The organism is Nostoc sp. UIC 10630 (assembly GCF_010747425.1).
Taxonomy (GTDB): Bacteria; Cyanobacteriota; Cyanobacteriia; order Cyanobacteriales; family Nostocaceae; genus Nostoc.
Genome location: NZ_JAAGOG010000054.1, coordinates 25962 through 41335, shown reverse-complemented (window position 1 = coordinate 41335; position 15374 = coordinate 25962). Strand labels below are relative to the sequence as shown.

Here is a 15374-nt window from a genome sequence, read left to right as displayed (position 1 = left end):
TAGCTAAGGTTTAGCCCGTGCTGAATGAGGAGTGAAGAGTTAGGAGTTACGAATTCTCCTCCTGCTCCCCCTACTCCCCTTCTCCCTCATCTCCCCAATTTCTCAAACAACTTGCTTACTTTATCTAAATCCTTATCTCCAGGTGCGCGTTCTACACCACTAGATAAATCAACGCCACTAGGACTAACCTGACTTAAAGCTTCCAGAATATTATCTGCTGTTAATCCCCCAGCTAAAAACCAAGGGCAATTGGGGTTAAATTGCTCTAATATTTTCCAATCTAAGGTTTTGCCTGTACCACCAAGTTGTTCGGGATGATAGGCATCCAGTAGTAAAGTATCTACATATTTTGTGTAATCAGCCGCCGTGTCCAGATGCTCAAGACTGCGAATTCTAAGTGCTTTAATAATTTCGACATTTGGTAAAGCTTGACGTAATTGGTAGCAAAAATCTGGTAACTCATCCCCGTGTAACTGAACCCCCGTCAACCCAGAATCAACAACTATCTGGCTGATTTCAAGAATACTAGCGTTGGCAAAAACTCCAATTGTGTCAATATTTGCCGGGAGTTCTGCCACGGCTGCCCGAATTTGGGATGTAGTCACGTAGCGAGGTGAGTTTGGTACACAAATAAATCCTAGTGCTGTTGCGCCTAAAGAAGCGATCGCTATAGATTGCTGTGGTTGAGTAATGCCGCAAATTTTAACGCGCATGAAAATATAACAAAATATTTAGAATAATCATTTGAAAAGTCTAAACTATCTCAAAAACTTTTGGGCCTTGTAATTTTATAATCTTGAGGTCTACGATTAACTTTCTGTTTAGGAGACAAAAGCTTGATTTCCTCTATTTTACTAGCAGCAGCTGCAACTGTTCCCGCCACACCTGCGTGGAATCCTACAGTAGGCATTATCATCAGCATCAGTAGCTTAGTAATGGTTTTACTAAGTACTAGGATTGAAAAACCCCTAGTTGGCCCTAAGCTCCCTATCCTGCCAGTCAGTATTCCTACATTTGTTGGTGCAATGGCTTTCGGTCATATTATCGGCATTGGTATCGTTTTAGGACTGACTAACATCGGTCGTCTGTAGTTTTGCGATGATCGCGGCGTTGCTTGTAACGCTGCAATCAATACAAAACTTCTAAAAACGATTTTGGGTAGGGGCAGTAAGGAAGAAATAACTTATGCCCCATGCCCAATACCCCTCTTCACAATTTTGCTCACACGCATTAACTGTAAGCTTCATCCCCACCCTATGAGTACATTGAGGGTGGGAATGATGAATAGTGGCGGATTTTCTGGTATAGTAATTTATCTTGACCATCAATGCCACAAGCGAAAACCAAGCTAATAGGTATATGTTGCATCGCCCTTGGCGTCTCCCCTTGGGAGAAGAAAAATATTTGGGTCTTGGGAACCAGGATCCCTGCCCTTGGAGGGAATGTAAGACCAAAAAAACTACGGAGTTTTTTTGGCTATTCCCGATGAATTGGGAAGCTCAGACTTAAGCCGTAGGCAAGTCTGAGTAGTTCACTTGTCTATTCTAGAAATAAGAGCATTTCGTCACTCGTTACTACCGAATTGATGCTTAATTATAGATGTGTATACGAATATGCATAGCATCTAGGTATAAAAAGTACTGGCGATATCTAGTTTTAGGACAGTGTAATGCAAACAAATTGGAGAATTGGGTCATTATTTGGAATTCCCCTGTTTTTAGACCCGTTATGGTTTGTGATTTTAGGGTTGGCAACCCTTAACTTTGGGGTAGCTTACCAGGAATGGGGTACTGCTATAGCTTGGAGTGCTGGAATAGTTATGGCACTACTACTATTTGGTTCGGTCTTACTACATGAGTTGGGTCACAGCTTGGTAGCCCGATCGCAAGGTATTAAAGTTAATTCAATTACTCTGTTTCTGTTTGGCGGGATTGCTGCTATTGAAGAAGAATCTAAAACTCCTTTCAAAGCCTTTCAAGTAGCGATCGCTGGGCCATTGGTGAGTATCATACTATTTTTCCTGCTCAGTCTGGGAGTTCTTGTAATCCCTGATACTAGTCCACTTAGTATCATGGTTGGAGATTTAGCGAGAATTAACTTGGTGGTAGCACTATTTAACATGATTCCTGGTTTACCTCTAGATGGAGGGCAAGTGTTAAAAGCAGCACTATGGCAAATAACAGGTAATCGTTTTCAAGCCGTACACTGGGCTGCTAGGGCTGGGCAAATTTTGGGTTATGGTGCGATCGCTTTAGGATTTGTTGTAGATTTCTTGACAAGGGAGTTAGCACTTGGTTTGTGGATTGCGCTGTTAGGTTGGTTTGCTGTCCGCAACGCTAACACATACGACAACATGACTACGTTGCAGGAAAGCCTGCTTAAAGTGGTGGCGGCTGATGCGATGACTCGTGACTTTCGGGTTATCGATGCTGACCAGACACTGCGCTCCTTTGCCGATTTATACTTGTTGGAAACCGCTCCTTCACAAGTTTATTTTGCTGCTTCTGATGGACGTTACCGAGGTTTGGTTTCCATTGACGATTTTCGTTTAACCCAAAGGAGTGAATGGGAAACCCAAACCTTACACAGCATTGTGCATCCCCTAACAGAAATACCCACTGTTACTGAAGCAACAACCATAGCTGAGGTAATTAACAAGCTGGAAAATGAGCAGTTACCTCGAATTACTGTACTTTCTCCTGCCGGTGCTGTAGCTGGTGTAATTGACCGGGGAGATATTGTGCGAACATTGGCACAAAAGTTAAATTTACGGCTCACAGACGCAGAAATCAAGCGGATAAAAGAAGAAGGTAGCTATCCGCCTGGATTGCAACTGGGAGTAATAGCGAAGTCAATTGCAAATTAAACGTCATATCCTCGTCATAGTTTTGCAATAGATTTGTCAAAAGCTTGTGTGATATTGAATTTGGTATTTGGTTACAAAATGCTTTTTTTGGGTAAGAGGTAGGATTTCCTACCTTTTTTATTTTTTCAACTAACTTGAATTAGAAAAACCTCTCCCATCGCTTCAGATTATGGGAAAATTAAATTAAAACTTAAAGTGAGTAAAATGTAAGTACATGATATACTACGTCTCTCACTTACCCTGGTTTTATGGCACTGCCAATTGTTGCAATTATCGGACGCCCAAATGTGGGCAAATCCACCCTGGTTAATCGACTCGCCGGGGAACAAACGGCGATTGTCCATGATGAACCGGGAGTGACACGCGATCGCACCTACATGCCAGCTTTCTGGAATGGTCGCGAATTTTTAGTCGTAGACACTGGTGGATTAGTCTTTAATGATGATACCGAATTTCTACCACTGATTCGCCAGCAGGCAATGACAGCCCTGGCTGAAGCCTGTGCCGCAATTTTTGTCGTCGATGGTCAAACAGGCCCCACATCGGCAGACCAAGAAATCGCCGAATGGATGCGTCAACAACGCGTACCTGTGCTACTAACTGTAAATAAATGTGAATCTCCTGACCAAGGCTTAATGCAAGCTGCCGAGTTTTGGGAATTGGGTTTGGGCGAACCATACCCCATCTCCGCGATTCATGGTAGTGGCACAGGAGAGTTACTCGACGAGTTAGTTAATCACATACCTGCTGTTGAAGACATCCCAGAAACTAATGAAATCAAAGTAGCAATTGTGGGTCGCCCAAATGTGGGCAAATCGAGCTTACTCAATTCTTTTGTTGGCGAAGAAAGGGCAATTGTCAGCCCAATTTCTGGCACAACCCGCGATGCTATTGATACCGTCATTGAACGAGAGGGACAAACCTACCGCTTAATTGACACCGCCGGCATTCGCAAAAAGAAACACATAGAATACGGTACAGAATTCTTTAGTATTAACCGTGCTTTCAAAGCGATTCGTCGCGCTGACGTGGTTTTATTAGTACTAGATGCTGTAGATGGAGTCACAGAGCAAGACCAAAAATTAGCTGGGCGGATTATCGAAGAAGGTCGAGCTTGCATCATCGTCGTTAATAAGTGGGATGCTGTCGAAAAAGACTCTTACACAATCTACGATTACGAAAAAACTCTGCAATCACGGTTACATTTTACCGAATGGGCAGAAACAATTTTTGTGAGTGCCTTGTCGGGACAACGGGTAGAAAAAATTCTAGAGTTGGTGAAAACGGCGGCTGAATCACACAAACGGCGTGTCAGCACATCAGTTATTAATGAAGTCTTAACAGATGCCGTTAGCTGGCATTCACCGCCAGCATCCCGTGGTGGTCGTCAGGGCAAGATTTATTATGGTACACAAGTAAGTAGCCAGCCACCAACGATCGCACTATTTGTCAATGATTCCAAACGCTTCAACGACAACTACCGCCGATACATTGAACGTCAATTCCGGCAACAGCTAGGATTTAAAGGCACGCCAATTATTTTACTGTGGCGCAGTAAAAAAGTCCGGGATGCCGAAATTGGTAATGTTAATAGAGCAACTCGCGTCAAATTAAGTTAGGAGACGCGATAAATCGCGTCTGTACAAGAGTTATGAGTTAAAGTCAGAATTGCTTGCTAACTATAAAACCCTATCGACTAGAGTTTGATAGCGACACAAGGTAGAAAGTTATGAGTTTAAGTCAACACTCATAACTCCTTACTCCTAACTCTTTACTTTTAACTCTTAACTCTAAAATGGATTTATTGCGATCGCTGCCACTTGGACTTTATTTAGAACAACCCCAAACTTGGCTGCATAAAATCGATCCGCGAGTCAAGTTCGCCTGGTTGATGAGCTTTTTAACAAGCTATGTTTTAGCTAACAACTTTTGGCGGGTGCTGCTGGTGGTGCTATTGATTATTGCCACCTTGATTGCTAGGATTCCCCGGCGAGTATGGCAGCAACAAATGGGCTGGCTATTAATGCTATCGTTTTTTGTCTTAGCGATCGGAGCCATCAGTCCTGATGGAATGGGTGTAGATTATCAGCCACGCCTGCCAGCTAATGAACAAATATTAACCCAGCAACCATTATCCAAAAATATTGTTCCAGAGCAAACAAGTAATAACAAAAAATACAACTATGTGCTATTGCAGAAAGGCCCAGTCAAAGTAACTCGCCGCTCCTTGGATTTGGCAGTACGGCTGAGTACAATTATATTTACCGTAATTTACAGCACCAACCTTTATCTGCTAACAACCGCACCAGAAGAAATCACATCTGGCATAGAAAGCTTAATGCAACCCCTACGACGCTTCAAATTGCCTGTCACAGAAATTGCTTTAACTTTAACCTTGTCTTTGCGCTTTATTCCTCTAGTTTTAGAAGAAGTGCAAAACTTATTTCGCTCTGTGATGACAAGGGCAATTAATTGGAAAAAGCTGGGATTGAAAGGAGGCTTCAAAGTTTGGATGACAGTCGCAGAGAGATTGTTAGAAAATCTGCTCTTACGAGCCGATCAAATGGCGAATGCAATGATGGTGCGGGGTTTTACCAGTCCCAACGAGCACCGAGTGCAGTGGCACGACTTACGATTCAAAGGGCGTGACTGGCTTGCTATTGCAACTTTAATTGTATTCTGGGGAATACGGCTAGCTATAGGAACTCAGGTCTAATTTTGCACCCAGAAAATGGTAAGAGGTAGTATTTTCTTTTCGCGCTTTCTCATCTCCCCTTTACAGGCGCTTGATTAGGTTGTCTAGACTACAATGTGGTATCAATACTTTTCGGTTAAGGGGGAAAGGGGAAAGGGAAAGGGTTTGAATTTCCCTTTCCCCAGACCAAAAGAGAGATTATTGGGTTTAACCGAAAAGTATTGAATGTGGTATGGGAAATTGAACAGTTATCTCACCAGAAAATTGATCCCATACCATTTTACGTAGCTTTTTAGTTTGAATCAGATTGTTTTCCTATTTTAGATTGCGTGCAACAAGTTTTTAGCTAACCATCCAGTGTGCAAGTGGGTGCGGGAAGTGTCGCAGACAGCGATCCTGAATAAAGCATGGTATGAATCTCTGCACAAAGCCCAGGCACAATTGACAATGCTGAATAGGGAATAGTTTTTTTCTAGTCCCCATTCCCCATTCCCCATTCCCCATTCCCCATTCTCCAATTCCCACTTAAGTTAGCTATTTTGTGCCATTTAGCAATAGTTGTGGCAGTATGGAAAGAAGTTGAAAAGTTCGCTGTTGTCGTTGGGAGCTTCAAAGGGTGTTTTCCCTTGCTACGTCGAACTTTTAACAAGAGGATCAAGACTATCTTGTACCTTGTCCCTACAAATTGGTAAATTGAAGTCACCAAAGCAGATGGTGATGTTTCTCAACCAGCCTCTACTCTCTGAATCCACGCTTTGCGGCTTCTGTTGTACCATTTCGCTTCACTACCACTAGCTTCATCTGCCAATTAGAAACTAGATCAAGGTCTTCGTAACCGCAGTTTTGCATTTTAAGCAAATATTCTGACGAATGTTGGTATTATCGTCTGAATGTTTGTAATTCACTGCGAAAAGATATATATACTCCCACCTTGACTACACCTTGACTCTTAAATGAATCCAGAAAACGCAGAAACTTACATAAACCATCCAACTTGGGGTTTACTCTACAAAATCTGTATGGTTGATGAAACCCAGGATTTGTTCACTACACTTTATGCCCAGCGCCTGTTTTTTTTGGTCGCAAATGACGTTAAAGGTGTCAAATTCCAGCCAATAGGAAGGACTGAGGCTAGAATGATGTTGGAAAACCGCTTACGTACCCTGCGGCGCAGTGGACATTCTCAGGAGTACGATCAACTTCAAAGTGTTTTCCAACGCACCTTCCAATGAACAGTTCGATTTCCGAACGTATTGTTTCCATTCGTTCATCCCTACCAACTTCAGTCAAATTGATTGCTGTTAGCAAACAAGTTTCTGCCCAGGCCATTCGGTCTGCATACTCCGCAGGGATTCGTGATTTTGCAGAGAGTCGCATCCAAGAAGCCGCCAGCAAACAAGCCGAGTTGCAAGACTTACCAGATATTACCTGGCACTTTATTGGACATTTGCAAAGCAATAAAGCCAAAAAAGCCATCGAACAATTCCCTTGGATTCACTCCGTGGACAATTTGAAGCTGGCACAGCGCTTAGATCAATTAGCCCAACAGCTAGGAGTGAGTCCCCAGGTTTGCCTGCAAGTGAAAATTCTCCCCGATCCCAACAAGTCTGGTTGGAGTGTGCCAGAACTTTTGGCTGATTTACCCACACTCGATCAATACAAAAATTTACAAATTCAAGGTTTGATGACAATTCCACCTTCAGGATTAAACGATCCCGAAATTTTGAATGTATTTAATCTCAATCGTGAGCTAGCAAAGAAAATCCAGGAGCAAAACTGGTCGCACATAAAAATGCAGCAACTATCTATGGGTATGTCAGGCGACTACGAACTGGCAGTGCAAGCAGGCGCAACGATGGTACGATTAGGAACAATTTTGTTTGGCGATCGCTCTTAGCCCTCGAACGTCAGCTTTTCAGGTCAGTATTAATAGAGATCAGGATTTGATGACAAGAATTTTGTAAGAGACTGGTGCAATTAGAAACAAAGGATATAGTATTGACAAGAGCAATCGCCAAGGGAAAATGGGGTATAAAGAACTTTCCTTCGGATAAACCTTAGGATATAATCTTGACTCATTATTATGTTTAGGCGATGCACAGACCTTTCCAATAAGTGTCAGTTCATCGCCAAAACCCGTAGTATGGGCTACAAATAGCAATATACTTGCTGAAGTATCCACCCATGTAGCGTAGTTTACTACTGTAGGCATCGCTCCTATCTCAATAAATCCTAAACCAAGTCAATACGGCTATTCGCACCAGGAGAGTACACAGACAATGAACAACATCTTTTCCAAACTCAGAGACTTTGTAGGTCTAAATGAGCAAGTGGAATACGAATATTACGAAGAAGAACCAGAAACAGATAATAATAATTACCAAAATCTGTATCAGCAAGAAAATCCCCAACCCCCAGCCCCACAAGAGAGCGCAACCGCTCAGAATCGACGCTGGCGGGAACCAGTGCCTACAATGGGAGATGATATCGCAGCAGGTTCAAAGCCAATGGGGAATGTGATTGGTATGCCAGGAGCAATTAACGGAATTTCGGAAGTTTTAGTCCTCGAACCACGCACCTTTGAAGAAATGCCCCAGGCAATTCAAGCGTTGCGAGAACGGAAGTCAGTGGTATTAAATCTGACAATCATGGACCCAGACCAAGCACAACGGGCAGTAGATTTTGTTGCAGGTGGTACTTACGCACTAGATGGACATCAAGAGCGCATCGGTGAGAGCATCTTCTTGTTTACACCAAGCTGTGTCCAAGTTAGCACCCAAGGTGGCGTTCTTCATGAAGTACCACAACCGCCAGCACGTCCTTCTCGGCCTACAGGTTCTCCAAATCAAACCTGGGGCAACGAAACTAACCGGATGGCACAATAGAGTTAAATTAGTTGTTAGTCCTTTGTCCTTTGTCATTTATCTCGGGTTTTGATCGTAGTGACAAATGACAAACGACAGAGGACTAATGACAAATGACTAACGATCAATGACTATAAAATTTGGTTTAATTGGTGGTGGGGTAATGGGAGAAGCGCTCTTATCCCGCCTTATCGCGCGTGGAATTTATCAATCATCAGAAGTCATAGTTAGCGAACCGCTACCTTCACGTCTAGATTTTTTACAACAGCAATACGATGTTGCTGTGACGACAGATAATAGTGAGGTTTTCACCCAAGCCAAAGAAGTTGTATTTTTGGCAGTGAAACCGCAGGTGTTCAGCGCGATCGCTCAAGAATTAGCAGATATTGATATTATTAATAGAGAACAATCACCCCTAATAATTTCCATATTGGCGGGTGTGCCCTTAAGTCAGCTAGAAGCTGCATTTGTGCAATTGCCAGTTATCAGAGCAATGCCCAACACCCCAGCCACTGTGGGAGCAGGAATTACCGCTATTTGTTTAGGTGCATATACCAATACTAAGCATCACCAAATAGCACAACAAGTTTTTTCTGCTGTGGGCGAAGTTGTGGAAGTCTCAGAAGGGCTGATGGATGCAGTTACAGGGCTATCTGGTAGCGGCCCCGCTTACGTGGCGCTGCTAATAGAATCACTTGCTGATGGCGGAGTATCCGCAGGTTTACCTAGAGCAATTGCCAATCAATTAGCATTGCAAACCGTATTGGGAACAGCGAAACTGTTGTATGAAACCAAAATGCACCCAGCAGAACTTAAAGATCGCGTTACCAGTCCCGGTGGTACAACCATTGCAGGAATTGCCAAGCTAGAACAGGCAGGATTTCGTTCAGCTTTAATTGAAGCAGTGAAAGCTGCCACAGAGCGATCGCAAGAACTGGGAAAATAAATAAGAGTCCTTTGTCATTCGTCTTTTGTCCTTTGTCCTTTGTGAAAAACTAATTACTAATGACTAATGACGAATGACCAATAACGAAGTTGACAAAAGACTCGTTAGTATAGTAAACAATCTGGTTGCAAATGTGATTGAGTGAATTATCCTGCGCCGTCTCCAGAACTTGACTTAGGGTCTATATTTCCCTTTGATCTGGATCAGTTTCAAAAAGAAGCGATCGCGTCCCTAAACGCTGGACGCTCCGTAGTCGTGTGTGCGCCCACAGGTTCGGGCAAAACATTAGTCGGGGAATACGCCATTTATCGCGCCCTGTCGCGAGGAAAACGTGTATTTTATACTACTCCCCTAAAGGCGCTGTCGAATCAAAAATTACGTGACTTTCGAGAAAAATTTGGGTTTGATCAAGTCGGACTGTTAACTGGAGATGCCTCCATTCACAGGGATGCACCGATTTTAGTGATGACCACAGAAATTTTCCGAAATATGCTCTATGGCACACCCATCGGGCAAGTCGGCATCTCATTAGTAGACGTGGAAGCGGTGATACTTGATGAGTGCCACTACATGAACGATCGCCAGCGCGGTACAGTTTGGGAAGAATCCATCATTTATTGTCCCCGGGAAGTGCAACTGGCAGCCCTCTCAGCAACGGTTGCCAACAGCGATCAACTCACCGATTGGTTAAATCGCGTTCACGGTCCAACAGACCTGATTTACTCTGATTTTCGCCCAGTTCCCTTAGAATTTCACTTTTGCAATCCCAAAGGGTTATTTCCCCTGTTGAATGATAGCAAAACCAAAATTAACCCCCGCCTGCTTCAGAAGAAGAAGGGCAGAGGGGGAGAAAGGGACAGGGGAAGAAATGGTAGACCGGAAGCTCCTGGCATAATCTATACCTTGAGCCAGTTAGAGCAACGAGATATGCTACCTGCGATTTACTTCATTTTCAGCCGCCGGGGATGTGATAAAGCGGTGGCGGAAGTGGGTGATTTATGGCTGGTAAATAACGAAGAGTCCCAGATATTGCGGCAACAGATTGATGACTTTTTAGCCCGCAATCCTGAAGCCGGGCGTTCTGGACAAATTGCACCCCTATACCGGGGAATTGCTGCCCACCACGCCGGGATTCTGCCTGCATGGAAAGCACTGGTAGAAGAACTATTTCAGCAAGGGCTGATTAAAGTAGTATTCGCCACGGAAACACTGGCCGCGGGAATTAATATGCCCGCTCGGACAACGGTAATTTCTACCCTTTCCAAGCGGACTGACACCGGACACCGCCTGTTAAATGCTTCCGAATTCTTGCAAATGGCGGGACGAGCAGGCCGTCGGGGGATGGATAAACAAGGTCATGTGGTGACAGTCCAAACTCCCTTTGAAGGAGCCAAAGAAGCGGCATATTTGGGGACATCCAAGCCAGATCCCTTGGTAAGCCAGTTTACGCCCAGTTATGGCATGGTACTCAACTTGCTGCAAACCCACACCCTAGAGCAAACCAGGGAACTGATAGAGCGCAGTTTTGGGCAGTACATGGCGACATTGCATTTAAGACCAGAATACGATGAGATTGCCGAACTGGAAAAACAATTAGCTCAACTACATGAGCAAATCGCCGCCGTTGATGAAAATGAACTGGCTATTTATGAAAAATTGCGGCAACGTTTGAAAGTAGAACGCCAAATATTAAAAACCCTGCAAGAGCAAGCACAGGAAGATAGAAAAGAAGAATTAGGGATGATGTTAGACTTTGCAGTGTCAGGAACTCTGTTGAGTCTCAAAGGCAAAAACATCACAGTGTCTTCACCCGTAACCGCAGTGTTAGTGGGAAAATCGCCTGGTTCTGGTCAAGCTCCCTACTTGGTATGCTTGGGGCATGATAATCGCTGGTATGTGGCAACCACAGGAGATGTAGTCGATTTGTATGCCGAATTACCACGCATTGAAGTGTCACCGGATTTACTACCACCCCCAGAGATGCCTTTGAAGCCAGGACAGTCACGCCGTGGTAACGAAGAAAGCTTTGCGATCGCTGTACGTATTCCCAATCCGGTAGAATCTTTGCATCTGGCACCAGAAGTAGCAGAACAACTAAGTCGCACTGCTGCTGTCCAAGAGCAATTAGAAGCTCATCCCCTACATCAATCAGGCAATGCTGCCACGCTTTTCAAGCGTCGCGCCAAATATGTCGAACTAGAAGCCGAACTCGAACAGTTACAAGGGCAAGTAGAGCAACAGTCACAACGTCATTGGGAAGAATTTCTCAATTTAATCTTAATTCTGCAACACTTTGGCGCTTTAGATAACTTAGTGCCCACCCAATTAGGGCAAATTGCTGCCGCCATTCGGGGTGAGAATGAATTGTGGTTGGGTTTGGTATTCGCTAGTGGTGAATTGGACAACTTAGATCCCCACCATTTAGCCGCCGCCGCCGCCGGTTTGGTGATGGAAACACCCCGCCCAGATAGCAAGGTGAATTTTGAGCTTAGTAATGAAGTGGCAGAAGCCTTAGCAAAATTGCGGGGAATTCGTCGCCAAATGTTCCAACTACAACGGCGGTATAACGTAGCGCTACCTATATGGTTGGAGTTTGAGTTAATTGCCATAGTAGAACAATGGGCGCTAGGAATGGAGTGGACAGAACTCTGCGAAAACACCACCTTGGACGAAGGCGATGTGGTGAGAATTCTCCGCCGGACGTTGGATTTATTATCACAAATACCCCACGTTCCCCATTTACCAGACTCTTTCCAGCGTAATGCTTATCGGGCAATGCAGTTGATTGATAGATTCCCTGTAAATGAGGTGGTGGAATAAACAGCACACTCTTAGGCACAGAGAGTCTTTGATAATTTATTTGCGTCTTTTTCTTTCAGGACTACGCAAAACTAGACATTTACATTTTAGGGGCAATTCATGAATTGCCCCTAAGAACTGTCCCAAGAATGAATTTAAATTTAATAGTAGTGGTACGTAGTTAAAAATGCTTTTTTGGTTTCGTATATCTTCTATACGTAATTAATCACATGTATTTAACAGAAGTTGTAGTCGCTATCAGCGCTATTCAACCTTAGTACACCAAGTTTCCAGTACCCTGCAACTGACGCAAAGAATTTATACATAATGGACAGTCGCATCCAAATACTTTGATTGCTGCATCACTTTCCTCTTCAGTAAAGTTCAACATGGCAACATTCTGATCTGATACTGATGTGACAATAGTTGCAGAACGGGTAGAGGTATACGGTTTTGTTCTCTCTGAATCTCGAATGCACACAAAATCTTTTCCACCATGTGGGTTAGTGATACAGGTACGACCGTCTTCTGTGTGCAGTAATCGCTGTGTAATACTACCACCACTAGCATGAGCAGGATGAAATGCCACCAGCGTAGACATCATCGACACAAAGATTGAGGAAGTGGAAAGCAAATTCAGAAGAATTTTTTTATTCATAGATTTCCTTGAGAAAATTGTCTACTAGCTTAGGGTATTCGATTCACTTTCAAACTTCAAGTGGGTTTCCCCTAAGAATAGCTAGCTTGACACTTGTTATTTAAGAAAGTTCCATATCTACCAAGTTTGATCGCAAAGTAGTTGTCATAGAAAAATTAAGCAGTCAAACAGGATTGAAGTTTATGGATTAAGACCTTTGAAATCTTATACAAAGCGATAAATTGCTCACCACAAACAAAAATTATATTTTAGATGATTCTACAAAATTGATAACTAATATAGCTATTTTTATAGAATTATAAATCTTAATCTGAACCAAAAAACAGCTTAGGTATTTAGTAAGAAATCTGATATAGATTCTCATTCTTAAATGTTCAACTTGTAAAAATCTATTTTTTTTATTACATTTGGAAAAAGACTCATATACCAAGTAATTTACTAGCCTCAGCACAAAAAATGAAGCAAAAACTACATTCAGAATCTTCAAGTTGTTGCAACGGTGAACACAACCATCATGAGAATCATAACCATGATCATAATCACACTCATGATGAGAATCATAACCATGACCACAATCACGATCACGGTGGAGAATTAAATCTAAAAAATGAGATATTGCCTTTGGTAGCAATTTTAAGTTTATATGTGCCTGGTGTAATTTTTGAAAATCAATTACACAATACATTCTACTCAATAGGTGAATATCTGCTTTTCATCCCTGCCTATTTATTGAGTGGATGGAGTGTTTTAAAAACGGCTGGACGCAATATACTTAAAGGTAAATTATTTGATGAAACTTTTTTGATGACAGTAGCGACACTAGGGGCGATCGCAATTCATAAATTGCCCGAAGCTGTTGGAGTCATGCTATTTTATAAAATTGGCGAATTGTTCCAGGATATTGCTGTTAGTCGTTCCCGTAGTTCCATCAAAGCCTTATTGGAAGTCCGCCCAGACTATGCAAATATCCAAATAGAAGGGGAACTAAAAAAAGTCCGCCCAGAAACAGTAAATATTGGAGATATTATCGTCGTCAAACCGGGCGAGAAGATTCCCTTGGATGGCGAGATTATAGATGGAAATTCGCAAGTTGATACATCTGCATTAACTGGAGAATCTGTACCGCGAACAGTGAGGCTAGGTGAAATAGTTTTGGCTGGGATGATAAATAAAATGGGTGTTCTCAGCATTAGAGTCACCAAACTATTTGATGACTCTGCTATTGCCAAGATTTTAGACTTGGTGCAAAATGCCAAAAGCAAAAAAGCAGAGACAGAAAAATTCATTACTAAATTTGCCCGATATTATACGCCAATAGTAGTTTTTATATCTCTAGCAGTTGCTTTATTAGCTCCTTTATTCATTTCTGGTGCGAGTTCTTCAGAATGGATTTATCGTGCCTTAATTTTGCTAGTTATTTCCTGTCCGTGTGGACTCGTTATCAGTATTCCGTTAGGTTACTTTGGAGGAGTGGGAGGTGCAGCTAGACGGGGTATTTTGGTTAAAGGCTCTACTTTTTTAGATACTCTAAATGCAGTCAACACAGTTGTATTTGATAAAACTGGAACGTTAACTAAAGGCGTATTTAAAGTAGTAAAAATAGTAGCATTAAATGGTTACAATGAAACAGAATTGCTGCAATTAGCCGCCCAAGTAGAATCGCACTCAAATCATCCCATTGCTCAATCTATCCTTAAGGCTTATGGCAGAAAGATTGATGAATTTGAGGTGAGAGATTATGAAGAGATTGCAGGCTATGGAATTAGAGCCAAGGTTGAAAATAGGGTCGTGATAGCGGGAAGCGATCGCCTACTCCACAAAGAGAATATTGCTCATGATAATTGCCAGTTAGAGGGAACAGTTGTTCATTTAGGAGTGGATAATATTTACGCTGGTTATATTGTCATTGCTGATGAACTCAAAGAAGATGCGAGACACGCTATTCAAGCACTCAAGCGAATGGGTGTAGAAAGAACAGTAATGTTGACAGGAGATAATCAAGCGATCGCTTCCCGAATTGCCGAACAGCTAGGCATAGATACTTACGAAGCAGACTTATTACCAGAAGAAAAAGTTAATGCCATTGAGAAATTACTCAGCACCGCCGGCAAGCATGGTAAAGTTGCCTTTGTTGGGGATGGTATTAATGATGCACCAGTGATTGCCAGAGCCGATGTTGGGATGGCAATGGGTGGCTTAGGTTCAGATGCAGCCATCGAAACTGCTGATATTGTTATCATGACAGATGCGCCATCAAAGGTAGCAGAAGCAATACAAATCGCCAGAAAAACAAGGCAAATTGTTTGGCAAAATATTGGCTTTGCTTTAGGAATTAAAGCTGTGTTTATTGGATTGGGTATTTTAGGTATAGCGACAATGTGGGAAGCTGTCTTTGCTGATGTTGGAGTAGCATTGCTGGCAATTTTAAATGCAACTAGAGCGATGAAATAAAATTTTTGGAAAATCGGGAATCTGGAGTTGGTAAATTGTAGTAGTTAAACTATGAGTACGTTTGACTCATAGTTTAACTACCCAAGAATAGAACC

12 protein-coding genes are annotated in these 15374 nt (G+C 42.7%); 10 read left to right on the top strand and 2 right to left on the bottom strand.

Features of this window, described 5'->3' with window-relative positions; genetic code table 11:
* Positions 1–86: 86 nt before the first annotated feature.
* Complete coding sequence (locus tag G1O98_RS15230) at positions 87–713, bottom strand: phosphoribosylanthranilate isomerase (RefSeq protein WP_163929568.1); 627 nt, start codon at positions 711–713, stop codon at positions 87–89.
* Between the two features lie 123 nt (positions 714–836).
* Between G1O98_RS15230 and psaK the strand changes: the two genes are divergently transcribed.
* The 9 genes from psaK to G1O98_RS15185 all read left to right on the top strand — a co-directional run bounded on the left by psaK (position 837) and on the right by G1O98_RS15185 (position 12191).
* Entirely contained in the window at positions 837–1091 is a 255-nt protein-coding gene (gene psaK / locus G1O98_RS15225; protein ID WP_163929567.1) for a photosystem I reaction center subunit PsaK, read from the top strand.
* Between the two features lie 578 nt (positions 1092–1669).
* On the top strand, positions 1670–2866 hold the full coding sequence (locus tag G1O98_RS15220) for a site-2 protease family protein (protein ID WP_163929566.1): 1197 nt from the start codon (positions 1670–1672) through the stop codon (positions 2864–2866).
* Between the two features lie 248 nt (positions 2867–3114).
* The gene (gene der / locus G1O98_RS15215; RefSeq protein ID WP_114080909.1) at positions 3115–4485 is read left to right on the top strand and encodes a ribosome biogenesis GTPase Der; all 1371 of its coding nucleotides are present in this window, start codon (positions 3115–3117) and stop codon (positions 4483–4485) included.
* A gap of 176 nt (positions 4486–4661) precedes the next feature.
* Positions 4662–5582: an energy-coupling factor transporter transmembrane protein EcfT gene (locus G1O98_RS15210; RefSeq protein WP_163929565.1), complete on the top strand. Its 921-nt coding sequence runs from the start codon at positions 4662–4664 to the stop codon at positions 5580–5582.
* Positions 5583–6514: 932 nt separating this feature from the next.
* Positions 6515–6793, top strand: a complete 279-nt coding sequence (gene pipX, locus G1O98_RS15205; RefSeq protein WP_012408389.1) for a transcriptional coactivator PipX — start codon at positions 6515–6517, stop codon at positions 6791–6793.
* Positions 6790–7458, top strand: a complete 669-nt coding sequence (locus tag G1O98_RS15200) for a YggS family pyridoxal phosphate-dependent enzyme (protein ID WP_163929564.1) — start codon at positions 6790–6792, stop codon at positions 7456–7458. The genes pipX and G1O98_RS15200 overlap by 4 nt, the downstream gene beginning before the upstream one ends.
* 382 nt (positions 7459–7840) lie before the next feature.
* Entirely contained in the window at positions 7841–8446 is a 606-nt protein-coding gene (locus G1O98_RS15195; protein ID WP_114080912.1) for a cell division protein SepF, read from the top strand.
* A 106-nt stretch (positions 8447–8552) separates the two neighbouring features.
* Positions 8553–9371, top strand: coding sequence for a pyrroline-5-carboxylate reductase (proC, locus tag G1O98_RS15190; protein WP_163929563.1), 819 nt, complete (start codon positions 8553–8555; stop codon positions 9369–9371).
* A 141-nt stretch (positions 9372–9512) separates the two neighbouring features.
* Positions 9513–12191, top strand: coding sequence for an RNA helicase (locus G1O98_RS15185; RefSeq protein ID WP_163929562.1), 2679 nt, complete (start codon positions 9513–9515; stop codon positions 12189–12191).
* A 253-nt stretch (positions 12192–12444) separates the two neighbouring features.
* Here the strand turns inward: G1O98_RS15185 and G1O98_RS15180 are convergent, their stop codons facing one another.
* The gene (locus G1O98_RS15180; RefSeq protein ID WP_163929561.1) at positions 12445–12828 is read right to left on the bottom strand and encodes a hypothetical protein; all 384 of its coding nucleotides are present in this window, start codon (positions 12826–12828) and stop codon (positions 12445–12447) included.
* A gap of 456 nt (positions 12829–13284) precedes the next feature.
* On the opposite strand from G1O98_RS15180, the gene G1O98_RS15175 reads away from it, so the two are divergent.
* Positions 13285–15279, top strand: a complete 1995-nt coding sequence (locus G1O98_RS15175; RefSeq protein ID WP_163929560.1) for a heavy metal translocating P-type ATPase — start codon at positions 13285–13287, stop codon at positions 15277–15279.
* The last annotated feature ends 95 nt before the right edge of the window (positions 15280–15374 follow it).